Here is a 25,441-nt window from a genome sequence, read left to right on the forward strand (position 1 = left end):
GGTCATCGAGGATGCGTTGCGCGCGGGCCGGATCGGCGCAGGCGAGCAGCCCGTTGTCCAGGGCCTCGAAGGGGATTCCCGCTTTGGCCAACTGGCGTTTGACGTACTCATGACCGTTCAGACAGACCCGCGCGGTGTAGGGAAAGTAGGAGCAGAACTTGATGAACAGAGGGCCGAAGTCCTCGTCGACCAGGTAAAAGTAATAGTGGTTGCACATCACCGTCCCGCGGGTGAACCAGGGGTACGGCTGGCCGGTGTGGGTGCTGATCTTCTTGATCATGCGGAAACTCGCAAATCGCTCCTGAGCCTTGCCGATGTACAGGACACCCTCGGGTTGAGCGAAGTCGCGGAGCCGCTCGCGGGTGACGTCGTCTTTGCGCTGTCCCTTGGCGAAGGTCACGATCTCCACGCCCTCGCGTTGCGCAAACCCATGGATCGCCTTGACAAAGGCATGGCTGATCGGGGCCATCAGTACCGTGGAGGCGACCTTGGCACCGCGATGGACTTTGAAGAACGTGGCCACCCCGCCACCGGTCTGTAGCCGCGGCTGATACAGGTTGAGATACAGCCGATCGATTCCTTCCAGATCCAGCGTGACCCGATCGTTCAGCAACGCTCCGACAGTTTGGTCTAACATGATGGCAGGCCCCGGTTGACATCTTGGCCACGCGCCACACGCCGCTACGTGCGGCTACTACCGGAAGTTTAGCCTTCCGTCGCTCAACCGGGGCCGCCCGACACCGGAGCTCCCCCATGACTCGTCGGTCTGAGGCGAAGCCTCGCTAGATGTTGTGCGGACGCTGCTTGCCGCGAAGGCGAATGTGAACGTCGCGAGCAAGTCTGGTTCCACAGCCTTGGATGGTGCGTCGCTAACTGGGATGTTAGAAGTCGTACGGACCCTTCTTACTGCCAGGGCAAATGTGCACACAAAGACCAAAGATGGGCACACGCCACTGATGGCTGCAGCGCTGGAAGGTCACTTGGACGTAGTACAGTTGTTGATCAACAACGGTGCTGACGTCAGAGCAACAAGTAAAGAGGGCTATACCGCGAAGTACCTCGCATCTTTGGGCCGCCACGATGAGGTTGTGCGGACTCTCGAAAAGGCCGGGGCTAGGTAAGGTGAGGTAAGGAACCAGGCTCAATTAAATCCTGTGGTGAAGAGCAGCAAGACGTGACAGTAGGGGAAAAGGCGACAGGCTCAATTATGAATCCTGAAACTGGCCTAACAAGCCACCGAAGAGGGCCGCGCAACACAGATCTGTGCTGGCTAGGTGATTTCGTGCGTGGCGTGCGCCCCTTAGCTTTGCCCTTAGGGAATCCCTTACTACTCACCGCTTCCCGCGGAACACGGACGTGTTGCCGCTCTTCGCGCCCTTAATAATCGCTGGAAGATGCACACCCTGAGAATCGCGCACTGGACGCGCGGACTGAATACTTTTCACCGTTTGCTCAACCGACGACACCGAAAGAGGCGGAAAATGAAACACGTGATGGCAAAGCTAACTGTCATAGTTGGCATTCAAATTCTTTTGAATGGATGTATGCCGCCAGGGTATCACAGTCCAGGGGAAAAGGTATATTCACTTCCTGGCCCTGAGTCGTACAAGGCAATCGATCCATCATCAAGCGCAGTAATAGCAGACCTCGACTACGCTGAAGCGAATATCGGTACAAAGGAAGGCAAGACGGCTCTTGAAAGGGCTCTTGCGGTAATTAAATACGACCAATGCGTTGAGCCCGCATCCGCCTATATGGCGTGCAATCCTCGTTCCGGCGACCCCGTCTTTCAAGTGGCCGGCATGAGCAGACATAGTTACCCCAACCTCGGTGCCTGCCTGTACGTAATCCAGATTCCTGGGTCCTACACGCCGATTCTTACTCTGAAGTATTTGGCCGGGCAATGCACAAGCAGTATAGCGGAAATTCGGACAGAAGCACCCTCACCAAAGCCGCAATAGGATAAAGGTAAAGTAGCGAGGGAATAGGAGGGAATAGGGGCCAGGGAATAGAGGGAATAGGGGCCAGGCTCGGATTTTGCTGGCTGCAATGAAGAATTCGCCTAACACTTGAATCACCCGCGACCCCAAACCGCGCGCGGAGCTCGCAGCAAGACGGCAAGCGCAGTGCCGGCGCGGTTTGGGCCTCGGTATTCAAGACGTTAGCCTTCAAGAGCAGGCCAAAATAATGACCGCACGCTTTCTTATTTTTACGTCGTTAGCCCTGTTGATCTTCGCGGGACGTACTCACGCCTCTGAGTTGAGCACCAATAAACGCTTGATCCAGGGTTCATGGTATTGCCCTCCAACCAAAGATTTGTACCATCGTTTCGACTTCAGTCCGGATGGTAATTTTATGTGGTTGAGCTTTGCTCCGACGAAACGAAACAATCGCATCTGGTCTCCCTCATTCACCGAGCCCGAGCCATACTTATTTCGCTCCCCTAGGACCTATTCGCTCAACCTCTACGGTCGGGTGCGCGACGTGGTGGCTGCCGAACAGGTGGTGATGCTCAAGACCCTGCGCTGCCAAGTGCGCGTGGTCTGGGTCTACCGGCGCACCCAATGGATCGCGCTGGTGACCACCGACCTGACCCTGTCCGTTGAGCAAATTATTGAAATCTATGGCGCGCGCTGGAAAATCGAAGCCGGATTCAGTGCGGAGCGCCGGGGTCAGGTCTTGACTTGTGACTTTCCTGATCTACCTTTGCGGTTATGGCCAGACCGCTGCGACTCGAGTTTGCCGGTGCGCTCTACCACGTCACCTCGCGCGGTGACGGACGGGAGGACATTTTTCGGGCCGTCGGTGACCGGCGGGTGTTTTTCGATGTGCTCGCGGGCGTATGGGGACGGTTTAACTGGATCATCCACGCCTACTGCCTGATGACCAACCATTACCATCTTCTTGTCGAGACGCCGGATGGGAATCTCGGCAAAGGCATGCGCGAGCTCAACGGCGTGTACACGCAGCGCTTCAACCGGGTCTACCAACGGGTGGGGCACGTCTTTCAGGGGCGCTATAAGGCGATCCTGGTGCAGAAGGAGGCGTACCTTCTCGAAGTCGCGCGTTACGTGGTCCTCAACCCGGTCCGTGCGCGCATGGTTCGATCACCGGGAGACTACCCGTGGAGCAGTTATCGGGCCATGATTGGCGAGGACGCTGCCCCCGAGTGGCTTGAGACGCGCGCGATCCTCACGGCGTTCGGCCAGACGGAAGCGGGAGCCGTCGAGGGTTACAGGTCCTTCGTAGCCGCCGGCAAGGGGCAGCCCTCGCCCTGGGAGTCCCTCAAGCAGCAGGTCTTTCTGGGCTCAGACGCCTTCGTGGAGGCCATGCAACGCAAGGTCCCGCAGGACCGGGACCTCCGCGAGGTCCCCCAAGCCAAACGTCGGCCGGTTCCGCGTTCGCTGCCTGATTACGAACGGGCGCATGCGGATCGCAATCAGGCGATCAAGGCCGCCTACGCCAGCGGCGGATACACGATGCAGGAAATTGGCGACTACTTCCGGCTACACCACTCGCGCATTAGCAAGATCATCCGCGATGTACCTGGGCGTAGCGGCGAGGCACAAGTCAAGACCTGACCCCGCGGCCATTTTGGACCCCGCGGCCATTCCGACCATTCCGACGGCTCCTTTCTGCCCCTTGTGCTGCCTGTTGGTACGACGCTACAGTGGCATCAAGGGCTGAGAGAACATCGGCAATCCGCCACTGCTCCTCCAGCGGCGGCAGCGCGAACTCTTGCCTAGCAAGCGTCTTCCAATTGATAGTCGGCGAAAGCGAGCCCACAGAGATTTTCTGCGCCAGATCCATGAACAGATCCGACTGCATGAAGAACGGCAGGAACTCCGGCAGCACCACGTCGGGCTTGGCACGCAGTACCAAGGAATGCGCCGAGGCGATCCCCCGCCACTCGGCGACACCGAGCTTGCGCTGGTAGGCACGGCGCCGGGCAAAGATGATGTCGCCGGGCTCAAACAGCAGCTTGGTTGCGCTCACGTCGGCGGGGGAGCCCCAGCGGCAGATCTTCAGACTGTCTGAATCGAGGTGCTCCAGCCCGACGTAGTGGTCCACGCCCGCCGCGGCCGGATCATCCACCCGCACGTTGACGCTGGTCGCCATCTGCTCAAAGCGCCAACGTCGCCATCCAGGCTTCAGGCAGTGCACCTGAGCGGGGTGCGGGCCAATGGTCACGCCGAAGCCATCCGCTGCGCGAGGGCCTGCCAGTTCAAACACGACCACTTCAAGGAGCGGGGCAAGGGCGGTTCCTCCCGATTGGCGCGGCAGCGATCCGCGAGGGCCCGACCTGCATCGACCGCCTCTCGGCTGTGCTTTACCCGGACACCCTCGACGGACTCGTTCGTTGTACCGGTGCTCAAGAACTCAATCCAATTCTCCAGTCGGTCCTTGGCGAAGGCGAAGACCACCTGATCGAACTCCGCCTGGGAGATCCCCTTCTCTTGGGCGACGGCCCAGAACCTATTCTTGAGGGCGAGGCAGGTGGGCATATCGTGGTCCAGGTCCGCCCAGACCATGAGGGTGGTACTGGCACCCCTGCCGAGCACCAACCTCAGTTCGGTCGGCATCCGCTCGATCAGCTCGGTTCTTCCGCCGCAATCGACGGGCCTAACGATGTTGGTGCCCGGCCATGGCCGAATCCAGTTAGGCTTGAATCGTTTAAGGAAGGCGTTGATGAATAGGGGGTCGATGCTGCGTCCCTTCTTGCCTTCGTGCAGGCAGACGATCTGGGTTCGGCTAGCCATCGATCCATCCCCGAGCCATGGCCTCGCCGGCGGTCAGGCCGGCCGGGACCTTCAGCGGGCCGGAGCGGGTCGGCGAGGAATGGTTGTCGCGCCAGAGGTAGCGCCCGTATTCCTCGCTCGCGTTGCCGAGGATCTCCGGATGATGGGAGATCAGCACCGCTTGGTGTGCCTCGTCCAGAAGCCCCCGCAGGGCCAAGACCCAGGGTTGCAGCTCAGGCAGGCCCACATAGTTGTCCGGCTCATCGATCAACACCGTGGCCACGGCCCCGGTCGCCAAGGCCGCATGGATCATGTAGAGCCCGACGAGGGCGCGCTCCCCATCCGAAAGCTGATGAAACAGGAGCGTCCCATCGCCGCTGCCTTGGGGACCGTCGAACCGGAGCTGGAGCGCCTTGGCGTTGATGCCTACGTCCACCAACTTGAACGAGCGGAAGTCGGGCCAAACCTCCTGTAGCGAATCGCGCAAGGCATCGGTCCATTCCTGCTCCTGGGCCAGATAGCGATACCAGGACAACAGGTTCTCCATATGCCGGGAGGGGCTTCGGCTCTCCGCCTTGCTCTCGAAGTCCATCCCCCTCGGACTCGGGCGCACCACGACCATGGACGCCAGCGCGCTCTTCAGGATCTCGATCTCCCGCCGGTCGGACGCTGGCTGAATGGAGCCTAACGCCGCCTGGCGCCAGTCCAATGGAAAGCTCGTTGGTACGCCGTTCGCCTTCTGGAAGGTCACCCCCTCCAGGGTCCGCTCGTAGAGCAGTCGGCCATCGCAAGTCGCCTGCTCGCGGATCACCCGCGGCTTCAACTCCGGGGCGACCTGCTCAAGATGGATCAGATAGCCCAGCTTGTGGCCTTCGGCTTGGAAGTCGATCTCGAACTCCTGCACCTTGCTATCGAGCCAACCGGTGAGATCGAGCGAGGGAATGTCCCGATCCCCAGCGCCACCCAACACCGACTCGCCCGTGGCAAGGTCGCGCAGGAGGTTGATGGCATCGAAGACCGAACTCTTGCCGGACCCATTGGGGCCGCACAGCAGGCAGAATGAGTCGAACCGCGCCTCGAAGGCGACGAGACAGCGGAAGTTGTTGGCATACAATCGCGTCAACATGTAGACGTTACCTCTGTGCCCTTGGGCCCCAAGGGTTATGGCACCCGGGATTGCCTCGAAGCCTTAGGGCGGAACGGAACTCCAACTTGAGGGCTTGTAGGTGCTCGGTCATCAGGTCTCCCGGTGGGAGATAAGGGGTCAGGCTCGATTAACTCCGGCGGGCCGCTAAGAATGTCATTGAGCCTGAAGATCATCTAGCCGACCCCGCCCCTTTTGCTCTCCGGTCGCGCCCCGGCGCAGATGTTCATTCGATCGTCCAGTCTTCGAGTTCCAACCCGGCGATACGGCCGAAGTCACGTTGGTTGCGGGTGACGAGGACGGCGTCATGACAGAGCGCGATGGCAGCGATCTTCAAATCCTGCGCACCGATCCTGAGCCGCCGGGCTGCAAGGTCCACGTAACGCCGCTCCGCTTGATCATCGAACGGCAGAACCCGAAAGGCCCGAACGAAGGTCAAGGTCTTCTCCAGCCAGGCGTATGCCCTGATCCGATCTTCGCCGATACCGGCACGACGGACTTGGGCCAACCGTCCTTGCAGCATCTCCTCGACGCTGACGATACTGATGGCAATCTGCGCCGGCGGAATCGCTCGGATGTGTGGCAAGAGTGCGGTGTTGCCCCGTTGAAACAGGCTGAGGTGGTCGGTATCCAGGACCAAGAGCGTCATGCTCGGCCTACTCGGGTGGGCAGTTCTGCGCCTGACGGTAGGCGGCGATCTCTTCCTGAAAATCGTCGAAGGTCGGGTCGTCTGCGAAACTGCCGAAATGCTCGAGCAACGAGCGGCCATCGCTGGTCGCGCCGATGTCCAAGCGGACCAGCTCCACCCGGTCCAAATAGGCCCGCAGCCGCCGCTCGACGCCGCGCAACGCGGCCTCGCGGGTTGCCTCCTTCACCCGGATCTCCGGCAGGCTGCTGACCTGTGCCAGGTAGCTGCCGCCCCGCTTGCTTAGGATGATGTCGACCTTCATGGGGTTAGCCGTGCCGGTTGGGAGTCAGTCTGACGCTAACACCCGCGCCGACACCGAGCAAGCCCCGAGCCCGCCGAAATCCTCAACCCCGGCGCTCGGTGAACAATCCGGATCAGCGTCGCAAAGAAACCGAGGTCTGTTCCTGATTACTCGCTAGTCCTACGCGCACTTTTGGTGTCGGCTGTATTGGCCTTGTTAGAGCATTTCTTCGCCGTTTAGCCAAAGCTCATATTCGCTAATGTCGATTTCCGAGTTCCACGATACAGCGTGACCGCCGGGTTCAACGGATACGTTTCTAAAGAATGCCGGATTCTTGAGAGGCAGAAACATCTCCCGTTCTGCGAGCCGATTTATGTCGTACTTTTTCTTTCTTCCATTCGAGAAGAATACAACAAGAAAATGTCCTTCTTGAGGTATCGCGCTTTGAACTTTTGGAATATTCATGGCTATTGAAGAGGTGGCAGTTTCTTGAATTCCTGTAATTTCCACATTCCTTGAAGATCGGATTGATAACAGCTTGCCCACTCCACTACGAGCTTTCGTGCTCTTGAGGGAAGGTCGCCCTCAATCATCTCCAAGATTACATGCATCGTCTCGTGTACTAGATTGCACAGTCTAGCGCAAGAGTAGCCTACGCATGTCCCACTTCAACCCCGCCAGGCCACGCCGTGAGGACGGTTCGCCGTCGAACTGGGACCGTTACCTGGATCTCCTGATCCGTCGTCAGGTTCCGGCGAAGCTCCGTCAATGGTACAGAATTCTTACCGAAGCGTGTTCGGCGCAGTTCCCGGGAAGATCGAGTTGGACTCGATGTGGTAGCCGTCAGGGCGGCGGAAGAGGACGACTGCAAATCGTCGATCCCAGGGGGCTGCGCTCGATCAGCCTAAGCCGGGGATCGGGGTATCGCGGTGGTAGCTCTGGCCCTGTCGGAAGGTTGCCGGTGTTGCATCGCTTGTCTCGTGATCCGCCCGACGGCTGCCTTGCGCCTCGGCGCCAATCGATCCTCGGCCGGGAGTCGACGTGGGTCGAAGGGTCTAGAGTAGCGCGCGCAAGGCGGTCCTCAGCAGGGGCAGCAACGCTGCCTTGTCGAGATCGGGGTGGCTGATGGCTCGACCGGACAGTCCGTCGAAGAGGGCCATGATGACCTCGATCGACGCGTCGGCATCCCCGAGCTCCATCCCGCGGGCTTGCCGGGCGGCGCGATGCAGGGCGCAGAGGCGCTCGCGCTTGGCGGCGTCGGCGGCGCGGACGATCGCGGCGACGGCCGGATTGCGGGCGGCCTCGGCGAGGATCTCCATCTCGAGCGCGGCGGTATCCAGGTCGGTCTTCTCGTTCAGGCCCACCTCGACCCGGTCGATCATCGCCTGAAAGAGGTCGTCTTCGCTTTCGAATTGAAGGACGATCTCGAGGGAGCGTTCCAACTTGCGCTGCACCAAGGCGCCGATGATGGCCTCCTTGCTCTCGAAGAAGTGATAGATGTGGCCCGGACTCATCCCGGCCGCCTTCGAGATCTTCGCAATGCTGGTCCCGTGGAACCCCTCGCGCACGAAACAGGCGGCCGCCGCGTCGAGGATTTGCTGGCGCCTCGCCTGGCCGCGGTTGGGTTCATGCTCTTGATCCGACGCCTGCATTCTTCCTCCTCCTCCGCTACCTGTTCGCGCCTTTGCGCGGGCGCTCTTTGAATGACGGCGCCGCGACGGGCTCGCGCACGACACCTTACACCTTGACCTCCTCGACTCGCGGGTCTAAAGTTCGGTCACGAACTAGAATGAACGTTCACTCTAAAACAGTCAACGATCGACGACTCAAACAGTCGACAGTGGCACCGCACTTCGAGGTATCTCATGGGATCCGCCCGCCGTCATATCGGCATCGCTCTCGCCTGGCCGATCGGCATCGCACTGCTCCTCGCCGGGTGCAATCAGACGCCTGCCGGCAGCGTCACGCCCGCGGCACCCCCGCCGCCCGAGGTCGGTACGGTCACGATCGTCGCCCGCCCGACCACCCTGACGACCGAGCTTCCCGGCCGCACCGTACCCTATCGGATTGCGGAGGTGCGACCGCGCGTCAGCGGCCTTATCCAGGATCGGCTCTTTACGGAGGGCGGCGAGATCAGCACGGGCCAGGTGCTCTATCAGATCGACCCGGCCGTCTACCAGGCGGCCTACGACAGCGCCGAGGCCGCGCTGGCACGCTCTCAGGCGACCTTGGATCGGGCGCGGCTGAAGGCCGACCGCTATGCGCGTCTCGCCAAATCCAAGGCGGTGAGTCAGGAGGACAACGACGACACGCAGGCGGCGCTCAAGGAGGCCGTGGCCAGTGTCGCCGTCGATCAGGCCGCCTTGGAGCGTGCGCAGATCGACCTCGCCTACAGCCGGGTCGAGTCGCCGATCGCCGGGCGGATCGGGCGCTCGACCGTCACCCAGGGTGCCTTGGTGACGGCCAACCAGGCCGAAGAGCTGGCGACCGTGCAGCAGATCGATCCCATTTACGTCGACCTCACACAATCCAGCACCCAGTTGCTCAAGCTGCGCCGCGCCCTGGCCGACGGCCGTCTTCAGAGCCCCAACGGAGAGCAGGCGAAGGTGACGCTCATCCTTGAGGACGGCCGGGTCCATCCGCATGCAGGACGCCTGGAATCCTCCGAGGTCACGGTCGACCAGGGAACCGGCACGGTCACCTTGCGGGCCACCATCCCGAACCCCGAGCAAGAGCTTCTACCGGGGATGTTCGTCCGCGCTCGGGTGGAGGAAGGCATTCGACCGGACGCCATACTGGTTCCGCAACAAGGTGTCCAGCACGATCGTCGCGGCAACCCGATCGCCTTGGTCGTGAACGACGAGGGCACGGTGGAGGAGCGCAAGATCGAGACAACACGCACCATCGGCGACCAATGGCTGGTGGACGCCGGGCTCGAGCCGGGCGATCGCGTCATCGTCGAGGGCAGCCAGAAGGCGCGGCCGGGAACGCAGGTCCGGGTGATGGACCTGAGCGATCAGCCGGGCGTTGCGGCGGTAGATTGAGTGAGGGGCGACTTAAGTCGCCCCTACCCGCCGACGGCTGCCCCCGCGCCCCACACTCCCGAACCAAGGACCCCAATCCCATGGCCCGTTTCTTCATCGATCGACCCGTGTTCGCCTGGGTCATTGCGATCGTCATCATGCTCGCCGGGGTACTGTCGATCCTGACCCTCCCGGTCTCCCAGTATCCGAGCATCGCACCGCCGGCGATCTCTGTCACCGCCAACTATCCGGGTGCCTCGGCCCAGACGCTGCAGGACTCCGTGACTCAGGTCATCGAGCAGCAGATGAACGGGCTCGACGGGCTGCGCTACATGTCATCGACCAGCGAGTCGACCGGGATCGCGACCGTGACCCTGACCTTCGAGAACGGCACGAATCCCGACGTCGCGCAGATGCAGGTCCAGAATAAGCTGCAAACGGCCACGGCGCTCTTGCCCGCGCAGGTGACCCAGCAAGGGTTGCAGGTCGCCAAATCGGTGCGCAACTTCATGATGGTCGTCGCCTTCGTCTCGCGCGACGGGAGGCTCGAGAGCGCGGATATGAGCGACTACATGGCCAGTCTGGTCAAGGATCCGCTCAGTCGCGTGCCCGGCGTCGGTGAGATCACCCTCTTCGGTGCCCAGTATGCGATGCGGATCTGGATCGATCCGAACCGACTCAATCAGTTCGGCCTGACGCCGACCGATGTCGCAACCGCGATCAAGGCCGAGAACGCCCAGATCTCGGCCGGTCAGCTCGGCGCCGTCCCGGCGGAACCCGGCCAGCGGCTCAACGCCACAGTGAACGTGCAGAGCCGGCTCAACACGCCCGAGGCCTTCGGCGCGGTCCGGGTGCGCACCGCCGCCGACGGCTCGACCGTCTATCTGCGTGATGTGGCCCGCATCGAGCTCGGCAGCGAGAGCTACAACACCGCCGCCTTCCATAAGGGCAGTCCGGCCGCCGGAATGGCAATCCGTCTGGCAACCGGGGCCAATGCGCTGGAGACCGCGGCGGCCGTACGGGCACGGCTCGACGAGCTGGCACCCTTCTTCCCGGCCGGGGTCGAGGCGGTGTTTCCGTACGATACGACGCCCTTCGTGAAGATCTCCATCGGCGAGGTCATCAAGACCATGATCGAGGCGGTGATCCTGGTCTTTCTGGTCATGTATCTGTTCCTGCAAAACATCCGCGCGACCCTGATCCCGACGCTTGCCGTCCCGGTGGTCTTGCTCGGCACCTTCGGCGTGCTGGCGGCCTTCGGCTATTCGATCAATACCCTGACGCTGTTCGCGATGGTGCTGGCGATCGGTTTGCTGGTGGACGACGCCATCGTGGTGGTCGAGAACGTCGAACGCGTCATGCACGAGGAGGGTCTGCCGCCCAAGGAGGCGACACGCCGCTCGATGGATCAGATCACCAGTGCGCTGATCGGCATCGCGCTGGTGCTCTCCGCCGTGTTCGTGCCCATGGCCTTCTTCGGCGGCTCGACCGGGGTGATCTACCGGCAGTTCTCCATCACCATCGTCTCGGCCATGCTGTTGTCCGTGGTGGTCGCCCTGACACTGAGCCCGGCCCTGGCGGCGACCCTGCTCAAGCCGGGACATCAGGGCGAGCGACGCGGCTTCTTCGGCTGGTTCAATCGCAACTTCAACCGCGGCACGGGCGGCTACATCAAAGGCGTGAAGGGCATCCTGGGACGGCGCAAGCTGTTCCTGGCGATCTATCTCATGCTCGTGATCGGCCTGGGCCTGTCCTATGCGCGCCTGCCGACCGCCTTTCTGCCGGACGAGGATCAGGGCATCCTCATCACCCAGGTGATGCTGCCCGCGGGTGCGACACGCGAGCGCACGCTGGAGGTGCTGCGCGAGGTCGAGCGCCACTTTCTCGAAGACGAGTCCGAGGCGGTCCAGGAGCTCATCACCGTGGCCGGCTTCAGCTTCGCCGGACAGGGCCAGAACATGGCCTTCGGGTTCGTGCGCATGAAAGACTGGGACGAGCGCAAGCGGCCGGACCTGAAGGTCAAGGCAGTCGCCGGGCGGGCGATGAAGGCCTTCTCGCAGATCCGCGATGCGCAGGTCTTCGCTTTCGTACCGCCGGCCGTCATCGAGCTCGGCACCGGCACGGGCTGGGACGCCCAGCTGCAGGACCGAGGCGGCGTGGGTCACGATGCCCTGATGGCCGCACGCGGCCAGTTCCTCGGGATGGCGAACGCCGATCCCGCCCTCGCCGCAGTCCGACCCAACGGACGCGAGGACGAGGCGCAGTTCAAGGTCGAGATCGACCGCACCAAAGCCGGCGCGCTCGGGCTCTCGCTCGCCGACATCAACACCGCGCTCGCTGCCGCTTGGGGCAGCGCCTATGTCGACGACTTCGTCCACGAGGGCCGGGTGAAGAAGGTCTATCTCCAGGCCGACGCGCCCTATCGCATGCTGCCCGAGGATCTGCACGACTGGCATGCGCGTAATGCCGACGGCGAGATGGTGCCCTTCTCCGCCTTCGCCAGCGGCAGTTGGGTCTATGGATCGCCGCGCTTGGAGCGCTACAACGGCCTGCCCTCCGCGCAGGTGATGGGTCAGGCTGCGCCCGGGGTGAGCTCGGGCGAGGCCATGGACGCGGTCGAGGCACTGGTCGGCAAGCTCCCGCCGGGGATCGGTCTGGAATGGACCGGGCTGTCCTTCGAGGAACGTGCAGCCGGTGCTCAGGCGCCGCTGCTCTATGCCCTCTCGGCCCTGGTGGTCTTTCTGGCGCTGGCGGCGCTCTACGAGAGTTGGTCGGTGCCCTTCGCGGTCATTCTGGCGGTGCCGCTCGGGGTCTTGGGCGCCGTGCTGGCCGTCACCGGGCGCGGACTGCCGGCCGACATCTATTTCCAGGTCGGATTGCTCGCGACCATTGGGCTCTCGGCAAAGAACGCCATCCTCATCGTGGAGTTTGCCAAAACGCTGCAGGAGCAAGGCAAGGACGCGGTTACCGCGGCCCTGGAGGCGGCACGGATGCGGTTGCGGCCAATCCTCATGACCTCACTCGCCTTCGGCTTCGGCGTGGTGCCGCTCGCCATCAGCTCGGGGGCGGGCTCGGGCGCTCAGAATGCGATCGGTACGGGCGTGCTCGGTGGCGTGATCGCCGGCACCCTGCTGAATATTCTCTTCGTGCCGCTCTTTTTCGTGGCAATTCGGTCGCGATTGGATCGGCGCACGGCTCGGGAGCCATCGGGACAGGCGGTTGCAACAGCGCCGACGCCGGCGGCGCCGTAGGTTGTGCCGAGCCGTGCGAGGCACAACGGACCGTCGGCGGATGTTGTGCTTCCTGCCGTCAGCACAACCTACGGGTCTGGATCGGCGCACCGCTCGGGAGGCATCCGGGCAGGCGGTCGTGCCAGCGCCGACACCGACGAGGCCGTAGGTTGTGCCGAGCCGTGCGAGGCACAACCGGCCGTCGGTGGATGTTGTGCTTCCTGCCGTCAGCACAACCTACGGGTGTCGAATTTTCAGGAAATCGCCCGAGCATCGGGGGACCCGGACGTCGACCTCAATGAAAATCCCGGCTGTAGGTCGCCTCGACCCGGACCTTCAGCAGTGACTGCGGGTCCCAGAAGGCGTCGGCGATCAGGTGCGGCACGCTATCCTGCTGCTGGATCCGTCCGGTGACGCCGAGCAGGTTCGTGGTCTTGATCAGACGTGAGTAGCGTTCGAGCACCTGATTCCAGACCACGAGATTGACGAAGCCGGTCTCGTCTTCGAGTGTCATGAAGAGGACGCCCGATGCGGTCGCGGGGCGCTGACGGCAGATCACCAGACCGGCGTAGCGCGTGCGTCGACCATGCGGCATCGCCCGCACCTCAGCGGCATCGGGAAGACGCTGCGCGCGAAACCGCTCGCGCAAGGGCGCCAAGGGATGCCCGAGCGTGCTGTGCATGCTGATGCGGTGATCCCATGAGATGGCCTCGAAGGCATCGAGATCGTCGAAGACCGCGGCGCGCTCTCGGGATCCAGCATCGAGCGGCGCATCCTCCTCGTGAACGGCCCCGGCGACCTGCCATAGGGCCGAGCGGCGCTGCGGCTCCAAGGCGCTCAAGGCCCCCGACTCGGCCAGGCGCGACAGCACTCCGGTATTCAGCCCGGTACGCCGCACCAGATCCTCGACCGACGCGAAGGGGCGCTCCGCCCGCGCCGCCGTCAACCGCTCCCACTGCGCCCGGGCCAGACCCTTCACATAACGCGCGCCCATGCGCACGGCGTAGCGCCGCGTATCCGGCCCGGCCATGTCGTTGACCCGATCGGTCGGGTGGACATGCCCCGTAGGGTGGACAAGCGCAGTGCAGTCCACCACCCTCGGCGCCGAGTTCGGTGGACTTCGCTCTCGCTCGTCCACCCTACAGGCCGATCTTGAGAACAAGGTATCCGGCCCCGTAGCGGCATACCCCGGCTCCAGCGTGCAGTCCCATTCGCTCCTGACCACATCGATCGGACCCACCTCGATGCCGTGGCGCTTGGCGTCCTCGATGATGGTCGCGGGCGAGTAGAAGCCCATCGGTTGGGCGTTGAGCAAGGCGCAGACGAAGACGTCGGGGAACCGACACTTCGTCCAAGCGGTGGCGTAGGCGATCAGGGCGAAGCTGGCCGCATGGCTCTCGGGGAATCCGTACTCGCCGAAGCCGCGGATCTGCTCGAACACCTGCTCGGCAAAGGCGGCGTCGATACCCTTGGCGATCATGCGCTGGACCAGTCGCGCATGGTGACGCTCGATCCGACCGCTGCAGCGCCAGGCGGCCATGTCGCGGCGCAGCTGATCGGCCTCGCCGGGGGTGTAGTCGGCGGCCACCATCGCCAAGCGGATCACCTGCTCCTGGAAGAGCGGCACGCCGAGTGTCTTCTCAAGCACGGGCGCCAGACACGGATGGGGATAGATCACGCGCTCCTGCCCGACGCGGCGGCGCAGATAGGGATGCACCATGCCGCCCGTGATGGGACCGGGACGCACCAGGCTGATCTCGATCACCAGGTCGTAATAGGTGCGCGGCAGCAGACGCGGGAGCATCGCCATCTGGGCACGGCTCTCGATCTGGAAGACGCCGAGCGTGTCGGCCCGGCGGATCATCTCGAAGGTCGGCGCGTCGTCGGCGGGGATGCTCGCCATGGTCTCGTCGCGACCGTAGTGGCTGCGCATCAGATCGAAACCGAGATGCAGCAGATGCAGCGCACCGAGCGCCAGGAGGTCGACCTTGAACAACCCCAATGCTTCGAGACTGTCCTTGTCCCACTGGATCACCGTCCGGTCGGGCATGGCGGCGTTCTCGATCGGGACCAGGGTCGAGACCGGCTCGTGTCCCAGCAGGAATCCGCCGGGATGGATCGAGAGGTGACGGGGCACATCCAGGATCTCGGTCGCGAGCCGGATCAGGTGCCGATGCACCGGCTGCTCGGGATCCAGACCGGACTGGCGCAGCACCTCGCCCGACAGCGCGTCGCCCGCGTGCGCCAGCAGCTTCGACAGACGATCGAGCGACGTCTCGGACAGACCCAGCACCTTGCCCACGTCGCGCACCGCCGAGCGCACCCGATAGCGGATGATGTTGGCGACCATCGCCGCGTGATCCCGGCCGTATTTGGAGTAGACATGCTGGATGACCTCTTCGCGGCGGGCGTGCTCGATATCCAGATCGATGTCCGGCGGCTCGGCCCGCTCGCGCGAGAGGAAGCGCTCGAACAGCAGCCCCATGCGCACCGGATCCACGGCGGTGATCCCCAGGCAGTAGCAGACGGCGGAGTTGGCCGCCGAGCCGCGGCCCTGGCAGAGGATCCGCTCGCGGCGGCAGAACTGGACGATCTCCCACATGGTCAGGAAGTAGCCGCAGTAATCCAGCTCCTCGATCAGCGCCAGCTCCTTCGATACCTGAGCCGATACCGCCTCGGGCAATGCAGCCCCGTAACGCTCGTGCGCGCCCTCGAGCGTGAGCCGCCGCAGCCATTGCGAGGAGGTCGAGCCGTCCGGAAGGTGCTCCGAGGGATAGCGATACCGCAGGGCATCCAGGTTGAAGCGGCAGCGCTCGGCGATCTCGAGGGTGCGGGCGACGGCGCCCGGGTCGTCCTCGAACAGCCTGGCGAAGGCATGAACAGACTTGAGTGCATGCTCGGCGTTGGGCTTGATCCGGCGCCCGGCCTCGGTAAGCCGGATGCCTTGGCGGATGCAGGTCAGCACGTCCTGCAGCTCGCGTCGGCTCGGCGCGTGATAGAGCACCTCGCTGCCGGCAACGATCGGCAGCCGATAACGCGCGGCACGCTGTCGCAAAAGCGCCTCGCGCCCCGGCTCGTCCGCGCGGCGATGACGTGCCGCCAAGGCATAGAGCCGATCGTCGAAGGCCTCGCGCAACTGATGCGCGATGAAGAAGGGATCGGCCTCCCCGCAGAGCAGTGCGGACTCCCCGCCCCAGAGCGCGATCAGGTCGCCGGCATGGGCATAGACCTCGCGCCAGCCGACCCGGCTCTCGCCCTTGGCGCAACGGCGTCGGCCCAAAGTGAGCAGCCGACAGAGATTGGCGTAGCCGTCGCGGCTCTGCGCCAGCAGGATCAGGGTCGAGCCGTCCTCGATCGAGACCTCGGACCCGGCGATCAGTGGTACGCCCAGCTCGCGCGCCTTCACATGGGCCTCGACCAGACCGTAAACCCCATCGCGATCCGTCAGGGCTAGGCCGGCGAGCCCGAGCGCGGCACAGGTCTCCACCAGCTCCTCGGGATGGCTCGCACCTTCGAGAAACGAAAAATGGCTCTTGCACCAGAGGGGGATCACTCCACCCGTCCGTGCACGAACCAGCCGCGCCGCACCCGATCGTAGAAGACCCACAAGAGCTCGCCTTTGCGGGTCTCGGCAAAGTGATACTCCCGGTGCAGTGCACGCACCCACCAGCCGCCGGCAACCACATACGGGCCCCAGACCCGCACCACGGGCCCTTGATCCAATCCATGCAGCATCCAGCCGTCCGGCTCGTGGCGCGGGCGCGGCGGCAAAGGGATCGGGCGTCTATAGAGACGACGCACCAGACGGCGCTGCAGACGTGTGCGCGGTCGCGCGGGCTCCAGTCGGGACAAGGGCTCCCACGCGAAGCTGTTCTCGGGCAGATGACCCGAGCTCAGCCGCGCCCGCACCACCGACTGCTCGCCGAATGCGGCCCGCACGCGCGCCAGTGCACGATTGGCCGCCTCGAGGTCGCGGCGCGGCCGGGCGGCGAGCAGCTCGAGCTGGCGCTGCTCGGGGCTGACAGCACGGGTCAGCAGATGCAGCTCCTCCACACCGTCCGGCAGGCGTGCCGCCGACAGACGCAGACGGATCAGCTCCAGGATCTGTCGGGCATCCAGGGTCGGTGCGGCCGGGCGGATGCGCTCCTTATGCTCGCCCAGACGTTCGAAGCGAAACAGCAGCCGCAGCTCTTCGAGGACCTGACCGCGTCCGGCAAGCGCATCCAAAAGCGGCGGCAACCGCGTCTCGATCAGAGACATCAGACGATCGGCATCGGTCTCGGGCCGATCGAGGATCAGGCGTGCCGTCACCGGCTCGACAGGACGCTCGGGCTGCAGCGGTAGAACCAGCTCGCCCGAGGCCATCCGGTGCAGGTCGAAGGCGGCCTTCCCGTAGCGCCGGCGGATACCCTCGGACGGCAGCCGGAGAAAGGCGCCGAGGCTGTGCACGCCGAGCTTGGCGAGCGCGTCCCGTGTCCCGGGCGCGATCGCCAGCCGCTCCAAGGGCACATCCTGCAAGGCGCCCTGCTCCTCCGCCGTCTCGCGCAGGACGCGCACGCCTTGTCCGGACTTGGCGAGCGCATAGGTCGCGAAGCGGCGAAAGCCGACGACCACGACGGCGCTCAAGCCGATTGCCGAGAGAGCCGTCTCGATCCCCACGGCCCAGGCATCGAGCGACCCGTAGAGCGGCTCGAGCCCGGACGCATCGAGCCAGAAGACACCGGGCTCGTCCGCCGCGGGCTCGACATGCGGGCTGTGCTCGCGCAACCGGCGCGAAACGGCGAGGACGGCCCGATCGATCTGAGTCTTGGGTACCGGAGCGGCGCGCAGATCCCCGCTCAGCGACAGGGCCGCTGCGAAGGACATGCCCGAGAGGATACGTGCGGCACGCGCGGACGCATTGACCCACAAGACGATGCCCCGCGGCTGATCGCTGTCGACGACGGCAACCGGATGCCCCCGCCACTCGGGGTGCTGTCGCAGCAGGAGCTGGAGCGGGAAGGCCGGCAGATCAAGACAGGCCATCCGGTCCATGACAGAGCTCCGCGTGGGTCCGGCCCGGTCCCTGGCGCTTGTCCTTGAGGATGAGCGTCTCGCAGCGAAACAGCGGCGGCGCACGTCCGGTGCGCGTCGCATCGGCGCGCAACGAGATCAGCGACCCCAGCGACGGACGCTCCCGCCCCTTGCGCGTCAGACACAGGAGCGCCGTCTCGTGCTTCTTCGCGAGCGCGGCAAGGCGTGTCTGCGCGGCCAGCGGCAGGTCATCGTCGGCGCCCAGATCCAGCACGACGAGACCGAAGGCCCCCGAGCGCAACAGCAGGTCGGCCGCACGCGCGGCCTCGAGCGCACCCTGCGCCCACACGACCGCCAAGGCACTCAGATCGATCCCGACCGCCGCGACATCCGGCGGATAAAAGCCGCTGTCGCGCCCCGTCACCCAGACCGTCGGCTCGTCGCACTGCTGAGCCTCGGCCACCAAACCCATGGTCAGCGTCAGCGCCGCCGTCGCCTCCCCGCCCGAGACCTCGGCGAAGCGACCGCGAAAGGTCGCCAGTCCCCAAGAGACAGGCGCCAGGCTAGGCTCGAGCCCTCGTTGAAGATCAGAAAAGGACGCCTTCATGGGAATGCTCTGATGGGGGGACATGACTTTTTTAGGTGATAGGTGATAGGTGAAAGGTGAAGGCTGCCCGTAGGTTGTGCTGACGTTAGGAAGCACAACTTCCGCCGACGGTTGGTTGTGCCTCGCAGGCTCGGCACAACCTACGGCCGCCGCCGACTCCCTTTCAATCGAGATAACGACGCACCCTGATCACCCGCCCCAGCCCGTAGGTTGTGCTGACGTAGGAAGCACAACTTCCGCCGACGGTTGGTTGTGCCTCGCAGGCTCGGCACAACCTACGGCCGCCGACTAATCGAGATAACGACGCACCTCGATCACCCGCCCCAGGACCTGAAGCGTATCCGGGTCCGGTGTCATCACCGCATAATCGGGGTTTGCCGGATGCAGCTCGATCCGGTCGCCACGTCGCCGCAGACGCTTGATCGTCGCCTCCTCGCCCACCAGGGCGACGACGATCGCGCCGTCCTCGACACTGGGCAGACGCCACACGATGACGATGTCGCCGGGCAGGATGCCGGCGTCGCGCATGCTCTCGCCGCGCACACGCAGGCCGAACAGCTCCTCGTTCGCGCCGACGCGGTCCGACTGCACCGGGAGATAACCTTCGAGGTCCTCGACCGCCAATCCGAAGGCGCCGGCCGCAACGCGGCCGAGCAATGGGACCAAACGCGGCGGCACGATCCGGTCTTCGCCCGACACCAGCACCGCCGAGTCGGCGAGCCGATAGCCGCGCGACCGACCCGACTGCTTGTCGAGGCGCCCTTCGGACACCAGCGCCTCGAGATGCGCGCGCGCGGTCTGTACGGAGCGAAAACCGAACGCCTCCTGGACCTCCCGCACGGTCGGCGGTTGGCCGGCCAGAAGCCGCTCGCGCATGAGCTGGAACACCTGCTCGCGCGTTTGTCCGGTCGGTGTTCGACCCATCAGCTTGACCTCGCTCGGTCGGAGAATCCCGTGACCGATTTATAGCATACATTTGTATGCAATGTGGAGCGAAACACCTGTCGATGGCGGATGAGGAAGAGGGCCGGGGTGACGAAGAGGCTCGGCAAGGATTTTCGGATCGAGCTCGGGGTAGAGAATTCGACCCGCCCCTCCCAGACCCTTCCCGGGAGCGCCTGCCTGAACCCGGATCTCCACGGTCAAACCGGGCGCACGCAACCCTGCAAGCCGTCCGGATAGGCCGAAGAAGACGACTGCAAGTCGTCGATCCCGGGATATTGCCGCTTCGCGACGATCACCCGAGTCGGTTGACTCGGATAAAGCGCACCCGCTGACAAACCGATGTCTGCTGCACCGCACCATTTGCGGTACAATAGTTGCTAATTCTCTAACGTTCTATCCACGCATCCATCGGCAGCAGCGAATATGAGCAGTATCGACACCTTCAAGCAGTCCCTGACCCGCGCCCGCGAATACGGCCTCGAAGAGTTCCTCGAGATCATCAGCGAGATGTCTCAGGTCAGTACCCGCAAGGGCATCATCGATCGGAAGAACAAAGAGCTGATCACCTTGGGTATGGCCCTGACGAAGCAGTGCAGACGCTGCATCGATATCCACACCAAAGAGGCCATCCGCCTGCATGTCATGCCCGGCGAGCTCACGCAAGTCCGCAAGATCGCACTCTTTCTCAAGGCGAGCCCGCGTGAAGGAGGCGAGATGTGGGACTCCTGGGAGGATTCCTGGCGCGAATACGTCCTCGGCCGCGGACCGATCCAGCATCACGTCCGTGAGCTGATCGCGTTGGGCATCGCGCTCGTGGAGCAACGCCGCGACCATATCCATCTGCACGCGCGCGCCGCGCTCGATTTCGGTGCACCGCCCGAGGAGATCTTCGAGGTCATGCCGATCGCCCTACTCATGGACGGCGCACCGGCCCTGTCGCAAATCCCACATCTCGTCGATGCCCTCGACGGCCCCCCCCTTGCGATGAGCGCCTAAACAACGATTCAAAATCAACATGAACAGGTAGGTTGGGCAAAGCGCAGCGTGCCCAACCTACGACTGACGGTGTTCATGCATCTGTACACTCGTTTGCGAGAGGTTGTTTCATCTCGCGTCATCGCCAACGGCGGCCACACCAGGCATTCGGGAGATTCGATCCTCGGCCTCGCGCCCGCGTCCCGTGCAGACATGCTGAGCAAATCCGGCACCTGCCTCTGCATAGAGGTTGAAGACCTGGCTGACGCCGGCGGCCCGAAGAATCGACTCGTCGTCGGGAAACTTTGCGATGGCACCGATGGTTCCCGCGAAGCCTTCCTTGATCAGGTGCTCGGCGGCGAAGACGTTCTCGGAGACCTGCGGCATCGCCAAGAGCACCAGCTTGATGTGGCCGTCGTCCAGATGAAGACGGTGCCAGAAGTCCGCGTCCGTGGCACTGCCTTGAACGACATTGCGACCGCTCGCCGAGTGCCGCGCGACGGTATCCGGGTCCGCATCAATGCCGACGGGCTTGAGCCCTTTGTCCAGCGTGAGAGTATCGTAGGCGCCGGTGCCGACTCGCCCCATCCCGATGATCATCGCGTTGGCGTCCGCGGGATCGATCTCGCGCTCGACCGGCACGCGTACCGCGCGCTCTTGGCGCCGCAGCCGATCGCTGAACAGCTCGTAGAGGTCGTGAGCGCGCGCATTGAGCAAGGCGGCGATCACCAGCGACACCCCGACGGTGATCGCGACGATGGCGAGCCAATCCGACGACAACCAGCCTGACTTCGCGGCGATGGCGGCAACGATCAGACCGAATTCGCTGTAGCTCGCCAGCGACAGCCCCCCGAGCAAGGCGGTGCGGGCGCGTAGCCGAAAGGCCAGCAGAAGCTGCTCGAACAGAAACCCCTTCAACACCAGGAACAGCACCAGCAACAGCACCGTCGGTGCCATGTCGGCACTGGGTACTGCGGTCAACCCGATGCTCAGGAAGAACCCGACCAAAAAGAGATCCTTGAGTCCGAGGAGCGTCTTCGCCAATTCCCCGGACTTGGCGTGCGGAGCGATCAAGATCCCGAGCAGCAGGGCGCCCAAATCACCTTTGATGTGCAAAGCCTCGAAGAGCTGGGCGCCCCCGAGCGCGAAGGTGATCCCGAACAACAACAGCAGCTCGCCATGTCCGGCGCGATCCAGGACCCGACCGATGACTCCGCGCAACGGGATCAAGGCCAGAAGCAGCAGCGACCAGAGCATCGGCACCTTGCCCAAGGAGAAGGCCAAAAACAGCACCGCCGCGAGATCCTGAATGATCAGGATACCGATCGCGATGGTGCCGTAGAGAGAGCCCATCTCGCCCTTCTCCTCGAGTACCTTCACGGCGAAAACGGTGCTCGAGAAGCTGAGCGCGAACGCGAGAATCAAGGTGTTGCGATGATCGAGCGCGTCCAAATAGGGCACGCCGAGCGCTCCGAACGCCAAGAGGGCCGGCACGAGTACACCGATGAAGGCGACCATATGCAGGGTGGCGACGCCCCAGACCTGCGGCTCGGCCAAGCTTTTGAGCTTAAGCTTGAGGCCGATGGAAAAGAGCAGAAGGGTCACGCCCAGGTCCGATAGCGTGTTGACCATCGGGGTCGCCTCTGCCCCGAAAGCGTGCAAGGTAAAACCAGCCACTAGATAACCCACCAGCGGCGGCAAACCGATCTGGCGCGCCGCCAGGCCCGCCGCAAACGCAAGGGCCAGCCAGCTTATCGTGTCAATCATTCAGTCAGCCTCCGCCTCGATGTACGTCCGGCAGCGGCTCCCGGATCGCTGCCGTCGGAACTGCCCGCGACCGGTTTGGAAGCCTGCCGGATTGTCTCAGCAAACTCCGCGCCCGATAACCTAACACGATACCGAGCGCAGCGTGCCCGACTGCTCCCTAGTTAATACATCGTGAGCGCGACGTCGGTTGTCATATGGCGCATCGAGGCCCAGCTCGCGCAGCGCCGACTTGAACTCCTCGATTTGCTGAGGAGTGTCGCCGTCCTGCCGGTTCACAATGACCTACGCCCTCAGGACCAACGCATCCGACGTTGCGGGCTCGTTCATAGCTCCGGCCAGAGCGGCACGTGGCGCGGAGCGCCAAGAGAGGCGTGATACCGCCGAAGCGGTGTCACGAGGACGCAGGTTGATCCAGTCGTTTGCTCACGGACAGGATCTCGATCCCGACCAAATGCCCGTCGGCGTCATAGTCAGCGATGATCCCTGGCTCGATTGCTTTGGTTGTGGCGACTTTCGCCGGGGAGATCTCGAAATAAGCGGCATCCGCCCTGGGATCGAATTCGAGCTTCATAGAGCGTTCACCTCGTCGACGAAGTAAGCCGTCACGATGAAATCCATTGTCAGTCCTGATTCTGACGCTTCTGATGCGTGGCTGAGATGATCTGCTCCTCGAGCTGCTTCAGCGCCGGATCCCCTGGGGCTTGGACGCGGAGTCTCTTGAGCCAGCGCTCGGCGGCGTCCGCTCGGTCGAGCTTGACGTTGTACTGGATCAGGGCGATCAGGATGTCGCGATCGGACGGGGCTTTCCCGTGTGCTGCTTCCAGAACGGAGAGCGCCTCCGGGGTCCGATCGACACCGTCGAGCGCGACCGCATAGACGTAGGCATAGCGACTGTTCTGCGGGGACAGCTCGGCGGCACGCGCCAGCTCTTGGACGGCCGCATCGAGTCGCTGCGAGCGGACCTGCGCCAGACCCAAGGCGTAGTGAAGGTCGGCGCGCTCGGACGCGGTGACGGGCTCGGCGGCGAGCCCGGCCGTCAGCTCCGCCACGGCCTCGGACTCGCGGCCCAGCGCCCGATAGAGATCGGCCAGATTGATCCGCGCCGGGGTGAAGCGTCGATCGAGGCTCAAGGCGGTGCGATACGCCTGCTCGGCCACGCGGGGCTCGCCGGCATCGAACGCCAGCAGGCCGAGATTCAGGTGTGCCTCGGGTCGGTCGGCATTCACCATCTCCGCGATCGCGTACTCCTCCAAGGCGGCACTCAAGCGATCCGCGAGCTCACCCCCGATCCCTTGTGTCATGACCGGCGCCAGCACGCGGGCGGCCTCCAGTCTCACCGTGAGTGCCGGATCGGACAGCAGCGGCCAGGCCAGCTCGACCCGGGTCTGCAGGTCCGCGAGGTCCAGAAAGCGCACCGCCTGCGTGCGCACCAGAACCTGCGGATCGGCGAGCAGGCGCTGCACCGTCATGAGTGCCGATGGATCCGCGTGGTCACGGAGCCGCTCCAGGGCACTGGCGCGAGCGATGGCGGGCTGTGTCGGGTCTGCCGCGAGCGCGAGCAGCCGCGCGGTCGCGTCCGGAGCATCGGTAAGGGCGGCATGCAGCGCCTCGCCGAAGTGGGGCCCACGATACGCCGGATCCGGATACCAGGTCTCCACCGCGCTCGCCGCCCAGGCAGCGTCCTTGTCCCGATGACAGGCGCTGCACGCGTTCGGTGTGCCAAGCGTCAGGGACAGATCAGGCCGAGGCACGCGCAGGCTGTGGTCGGCGCGCTCGTCCACGACCATGTAATAGCGCTGGGGCATGTGACAGGCCACGCACGCGGCACCGGTCGTGCCGGTTTGGTGGTGATGGTGCTCGGGTGAATCGTAACGGGCGGGCGTATGGCAGCGGGCGCAGACGGCGTTCCCCTCGGCGTGCAGCTCGAGGCTGTGGGGCTCGTGGCAGTCGCTGCACACGACCCCTTGATGGTACATCCGGCTTTGGATAAAGGAGCCGTGGACGAAGACCTCGTCCTTGATCTGGCCGTCCGGGAAGTAGAGCGCGGGATCGAGCAAGGCGAGGCGGAAACCCTGATGCAGGGGTTCGCCCGGGCTCGGCGTGTCCTGGATACGGCCGCGTCTGGAATGACAACGGGCGCAGGTCTCGGTCTGGACGTGGGGACCGCCTTCGGGCGAGCGGGTTACGGATCGCTGTGGTTTACCCGTCTCGGGATTGATCTGCCAGACACCGCCGTCGCGATCCTTGAGATCGACCAACAGACCGCGGCCGGCGGCATCGGTCGCCGCGGGCGTCTCGGCATTCTCTCCGGCAGGCTGGGCCCTGGCCCACTCGACATGCCGGGCACCGGGTCCGTGGCAGGCCTCGCAGGCGACGTTGATCTCCGCGTAACGGGTGTCGTAGACCTGCTGCTCGGCGTCGTAGCGCTTTTGTAGGTCGGTGGAGTGGCAGTCTGCGCACTGATAGTTCCAGGTCTGTTCCGCGGCGGTCCAATGCAGCGGATTGCGGTGGTCCATCGGCGCGTCCGGATCGGTGTCGGGATAGAGATGGAACCAACGCTGTCCCCCCTGCTCAGGTGAACGCGTATCCCAGGCCAGGCCGAGCGCCTGGAGTCGTCCGCCCGGAAACACGATCAAATATTGCTGCAGCGGAGACCAGCCGAAGGTGTAGCGGATCGGATAATCCCGCAACGTGCCGTCCGGTCCGTCGGTCTGCACGAAGAAGCCGCCGTCTCGACGGAAGAACCGGGATTTGACGCCGTGGGCCTCAATCTCGGCGTCGTCGAAATTGCCGAGGACGGTCTGCGGCGTCGCTTCCGTCATCGCCAGGTCGTGGTCGGAGCCCTTCCACAGGTCAAACTCCGCCTGGTGGCACTCTGCGCAGACCGCGGCGCCCACATAGCCGCGTTGCGTACGCTCCGGATCCAGAGACGCTTCAGACCCCGGCGACCCTGGAGCGTGCGTCTCGACAGGCACATCCGCAGCCTGAGCCGAGGGCATCAGCAAAAGGGCGAGACAGAGGGCGCGCAGATTCATGAGGGGGGCTTCTCGGAAGGAAACAAGAACGGCC

Annotated in this window: 20 protein-coding genes and 1 pseudogene; 6 read left to right on the forward strand and 15 right to left on the reverse strand. The window is 64.1% G+C overall.

Translation table 11 applies throughout. The features are described 5' to 3' along the window. Positions 1-637: pseudogene (locus AADX97_RS24550) on the reverse strand (hypothetical protein); the annotation flags it as partial. A gap of 241 nt (positions 638-878) precedes the next feature. On the opposite strand from AADX97_RS24550, the gene AADX97_RS24555 reads away from it, so the two are divergent. The 3 genes from AADX97_RS24555 (at position 879) to AADX97_RS24565 (ending at position 3,581) form a co-directional block, all read left to right on the forward strand. Further along, entirely contained in the window at positions 879-1,121 is a 243-nt protein-coding gene (locus AADX97_RS24555; RefSeq protein WP_374236677.1) for an ankyrin repeat domain-containing protein, read from the forward strand. Positions 1,122-2,187: 1,066 nt separating this feature from the next. Further along, the gene (locus AADX97_RS24560) at positions 2,188-2,883 is read left to right on the forward strand and encodes a hypothetical protein (protein WP_374236678.1); all 696 of its coding nucleotides are present in this window, start codon (positions 2,188-2,190) and stop codon (positions 2,881-2,883) included. Beyond that, positions 2,790-3,581 (forward strand): transposase, encoded by a 792-nt coding sequence (locus AADX97_RS24565; protein WP_374236706.1) that lies wholly within the window; start codon positions 2,790-2,792, stop codon positions 3,579-3,581. Before AADX97_RS24560 ends, AADX97_RS24565 begins: the two co-directional genes overlap by 94 nt. On the opposite strand, the gene AADX97_RS24570 is transcribed toward AADX97_RS24565, so the two are convergent. The 7 genes from AADX97_RS24570 to AADX97_RS24600 all read right to left on the reverse strand — a co-directional run bounded on the left by AADX97_RS24570 (position 3,571) and on the right by AADX97_RS24600 (position 8,464). After that, entirely contained in the window at positions 3,571-4,191 is a 621-nt protein-coding gene (locus AADX97_RS24570; RefSeq protein ID WP_374236679.1) for a restriction endonuclease subunit S, read from the reverse strand. The two genes, AADX97_RS24565 and AADX97_RS24570, sit on opposite strands and share 11 nt — an antisense overlap. Next, positions 4,188-4,760 (reverse strand): hypothetical protein, encoded by a 573-nt coding sequence (locus AADX97_RS24575; protein WP_374236680.1) that lies wholly within the window; start codon positions 4,758-4,760, stop codon positions 4,188-4,190. Before AADX97_RS24575 ends, AADX97_RS24570 begins: the two co-directional genes overlap by 4 nt. Beyond that, positions 4,753-5,865: an AAA family ATPase gene (locus tag AADX97_RS24580; RefSeq protein WP_374236681.1), complete on the reverse strand. Its 1,113-nt coding sequence runs from the start codon at positions 5,863-5,865 to the stop codon at positions 4,753-4,755. The genes AADX97_RS24575 and AADX97_RS24580 overlap by 8 nt, the downstream gene beginning before the upstream one ends. Positions 5,866-6,109: 244 nt before the next feature. Then, the gene (locus tag AADX97_RS24585; RefSeq protein ID WP_374236682.1) at positions 6,110-6,532 is read right to left on the reverse strand and encodes a type II toxin-antitoxin system VapC family toxin; all 423 of its coding nucleotides are present in this window, start codon (positions 6,530-6,532) and stop codon (positions 6,110-6,112) included. Positions 6,533-6,539: 7 nt separating this feature from the next. Next, entirely contained in the window at positions 6,540-6,833 is a 294-nt protein-coding gene (locus AADX97_RS24590) for a hypothetical protein (protein WP_374236683.1), read from the reverse strand. Positions 6,834-7,028: 195 nt separating this feature from the next. Continuing rightward, a complete protein-coding gene (locus tag AADX97_RS24595; protein WP_374236684.1) occupies positions 7,029-7,358 on the reverse strand; it encodes a DUF2442 domain-containing protein in 330 nt (109 codons plus the stop codon). A 509-nt stretch (positions 7,359-7,867) separates the two neighbouring features. Further along, the gene (locus tag AADX97_RS24600; RefSeq protein WP_374236686.1) at positions 7,868-8,464 is read right to left on the reverse strand and encodes a TetR/AcrR family transcriptional regulator; all 597 of its coding nucleotides are present in this window, start codon (positions 8,462-8,464) and stop codon (positions 7,868-7,870) included. 213 nt (positions 8,465-8,677) lie between these two features. On the opposite strand from AADX97_RS24600, the gene AADX97_RS24605 reads away from it, so the two are divergent. Together AADX97_RS24605 and AADX97_RS24610 are read left to right on the forward strand one after the other, a co-directional pair. Continuing rightward, a complete protein-coding gene (locus AADX97_RS24605; RefSeq protein ID WP_374236687.1) occupies positions 8,678-9,856 on the forward strand; it encodes an efflux RND transporter periplasmic adaptor subunit in 1,179 nt (392 codons plus the stop codon). Between the two features lie 80 nt (positions 9,857-9,936). Beyond that, a complete protein-coding gene (locus AADX97_RS24610) occupies positions 9,937-13,086 on the forward strand; it encodes an efflux RND transporter permease subunit (protein ID WP_374236688.1) in 3,150 nt (1,049 codons plus the stop codon). Between the two features lie 274 nt (positions 13,087-13,360). Here the strand turns inward: AADX97_RS24610 and AADX97_RS24615 are convergent, their stop codons facing one another. From AADX97_RS24615 to lexA, 4 genes are all read right to left on the reverse strand, one after another. After that, positions 13,361-16,618, reverse strand: coding sequence for an error-prone DNA polymerase (locus AADX97_RS24615; RefSeq protein WP_374236689.1), 3,258 nt, complete (start codon positions 16,616-16,618; stop codon positions 13,361-13,363). Continuing rightward, on the reverse strand, positions 16,615-18,099 hold the full coding sequence (locus tag AADX97_RS24620; protein ID WP_374236690.1) for a DNA polymerase Y family protein: 1,485 nt from the start codon (positions 18,097-18,099) through the stop codon (positions 16,615-16,617). Before AADX97_RS24620 ends, AADX97_RS24615 begins: the two co-directional genes overlap by 4 nt. After that, the gene (locus AADX97_RS24625) at positions 18,077-18,685 is read right to left on the reverse strand and encodes a recombinase A (protein WP_374236691.1); all 609 of its coding nucleotides are present in this window, start codon (positions 18,683-18,685) and stop codon (positions 18,077-18,079) included. The genes AADX97_RS24620 and AADX97_RS24625 overlap by 23 nt, the downstream gene beginning before the upstream one ends. A gap of 288 nt (positions 18,686-18,973) precedes the next feature. After that, entirely contained in the window at positions 18,974-19,609 is a 636-nt protein-coding gene (gene lexA / locus AADX97_RS24630; RefSeq protein WP_374236692.1) for a transcriptional repressor LexA, read from the reverse strand. A 444-nt stretch (positions 19,610-20,053) separates the two neighbouring features. On the opposite strand from lexA, the gene AADX97_RS24635 reads away from it, so the two are divergent. Next, positions 20,054-20,626 carry a carboxymuconolactone decarboxylase family protein gene (locus AADX97_RS24635; RefSeq protein ID WP_007191099.1) on the forward strand — a complete coding sequence of 191 codons (573 nt, stop codon included), beginning with the start codon at positions 20,054-20,056 and terminating at the stop codon, positions 20,624-20,626. A 108-nt stretch (positions 20,627-20,734) separates the two neighbouring features. On the opposite strand, the gene AADX97_RS24640 is transcribed toward AADX97_RS24635, so the two are convergent. The 3 genes from AADX97_RS24640 to AADX97_RS24650 all read right to left on the reverse strand — a co-directional run bounded on the left by AADX97_RS24640 (position 20,735) and on the right by AADX97_RS24650 (position 25,407). Then, positions 20,735-22,372: a cation:proton antiporter gene (locus tag AADX97_RS24640; protein ID WP_374236693.1), complete on the reverse strand. Its 1,638-nt coding sequence runs from the start codon at positions 22,370-22,372 to the stop codon at positions 20,735-20,737. A 391-nt stretch (positions 22,373-22,763) separates the two neighbouring features. Then, the gene (locus AADX97_RS24645; protein WP_374236694.1) at positions 22,764-22,943 is read right to left on the reverse strand and encodes a DUF2283 domain-containing protein; all 180 of its coding nucleotides are present in this window, start codon (positions 22,941-22,943) and stop codon (positions 22,764-22,766) included. Positions 22,944-22,992: 49 nt separating this feature from the next. Continuing rightward, positions 22,993-25,407, reverse strand: a complete 2,415-nt coding sequence (locus AADX97_RS24650; protein WP_374236695.1) for a tetratricopeptide repeat protein — start codon at positions 25,405-25,407, stop codon at positions 22,993-22,995. Between the last annotated feature and the right edge of the window lie 34 nt (positions 25,408-25,441).

This window comes from Thiocapsa sp. C2-2m, from assembly GCF_041903745.1.
In the GTDB taxonomy this organism is placed as follows: Bacteria; Pseudomonadota; Gammaproteobacteria; order Chromatiales; family Chromatiaceae; genus Thiocapsa; species Thiocapsa roseilacustris.

Bases quoted from the DNA above. Each gene is read 5' to 3' on its own strand.
- AADX97_RS24575 (WP_374236680.1), bottom strand. From the start codon at position 4,760: ATGGCTAGCCGAACCCAGATCGTCTGCCTGCACGAAGGCAAGAAGGGA.
- AADX97_RS24620 (WP_374236690.1), bottom strand. From the start codon at position 18,099: ATGGACCGGATGGCCTGTCTTGATCTGCCGGCCTTCCCGCTCCAGCTC.
- AADX97_RS24585 (WP_374236682.1), bottom strand. From the start codon at position 6,532: ATGACGCTCTTGGTCCTGGATACCGACCACCTCAGCCTGTTTCAACGG.
- AADX97_RS24635 (WP_007191099.1), top strand. From the start codon at position 20,054: ATGAGCAGTATCGACACCTTCAAGCAGTCCCTGACCCGCGCCCGCGAA.
- AADX97_RS24610 (WP_374236688.1), top strand. From the start codon at position 9,937: ATGGCCCGTTTCTTCATCGATCGACCCGTGTTCGCCTGGGTCATTGCG.
- AADX97_RS24645 (WP_374236694.1), bottom strand. From the start codon at position 22,943: ATGAAGCTCGAATTCGATCCCAGGGCGGATGCCGCTTATTTCGAGATC.
- AADX97_RS24605 (WP_374236687.1), top strand. From the start codon at position 8,678: ATGGGATCCGCCCGCCGTCATATCGGCATCGCTCTCGCCTGGCCGATC.
- AADX97_RS24600 (WP_374236686.1), bottom strand. From the start codon at position 8,464: ATGCAGGCGTCGGATCAAGAGCATGAACCCAACCGCGGCCAGGCGAGG.
- AADX97_RS24640 (WP_374236693.1), bottom strand. From the start codon at position 22,372: ATGATTGACACGATAAGCTGGCTGGCCCTTGCGTTTGCGGCGGGCCTG.
- AADX97_RS24650 (WP_374236695.1), bottom strand. From the start codon at position 25,407: ATGAATCTGCGCGCCCTCTGTCTCGCCCTTTTGCTGATGCCCTCGGCT.
- AADX97_RS24555 (WP_374236677.1), top strand. From the start codon at position 879: ATGTTAGAAGTCGTACGGACCCTTCTTACTGCCAGGGCAAATGTGCAC.
- AADX97_RS24560 (WP_374236678.1), top strand. From the start codon at position 2,188: ATGACCGCACGCTTTCTTATTTTTACGTCGTTAGCCCTGTTGATCTTC.
- lexA (WP_374236692.1), bottom strand. From the start codon at position 19,609: ATGGGTCGAACACCGACCGGACAAACGCGCGAGCAGGTGTTCCAGCTC.
- AADX97_RS24590 (WP_374236683.1), bottom strand. From the start codon at position 6,833: ATGAAGGTCGACATCATCCTAAGCAAGCGGGGCGGCAGCTACCTGGCA.
- AADX97_RS24580 (WP_374236681.1), bottom strand. From the start codon at position 5,865: ATGTTGACGCGATTGTATGCCAACAACTTCCGCTGTCTCGTCGCCTTC.
- AADX97_RS24625 (WP_374236691.1), bottom strand. From the start codon at position 18,685: ATGAAGGCGTCCTTTTCTGATCTTCAACGAGGGCTCGAGCCTAGCCTG.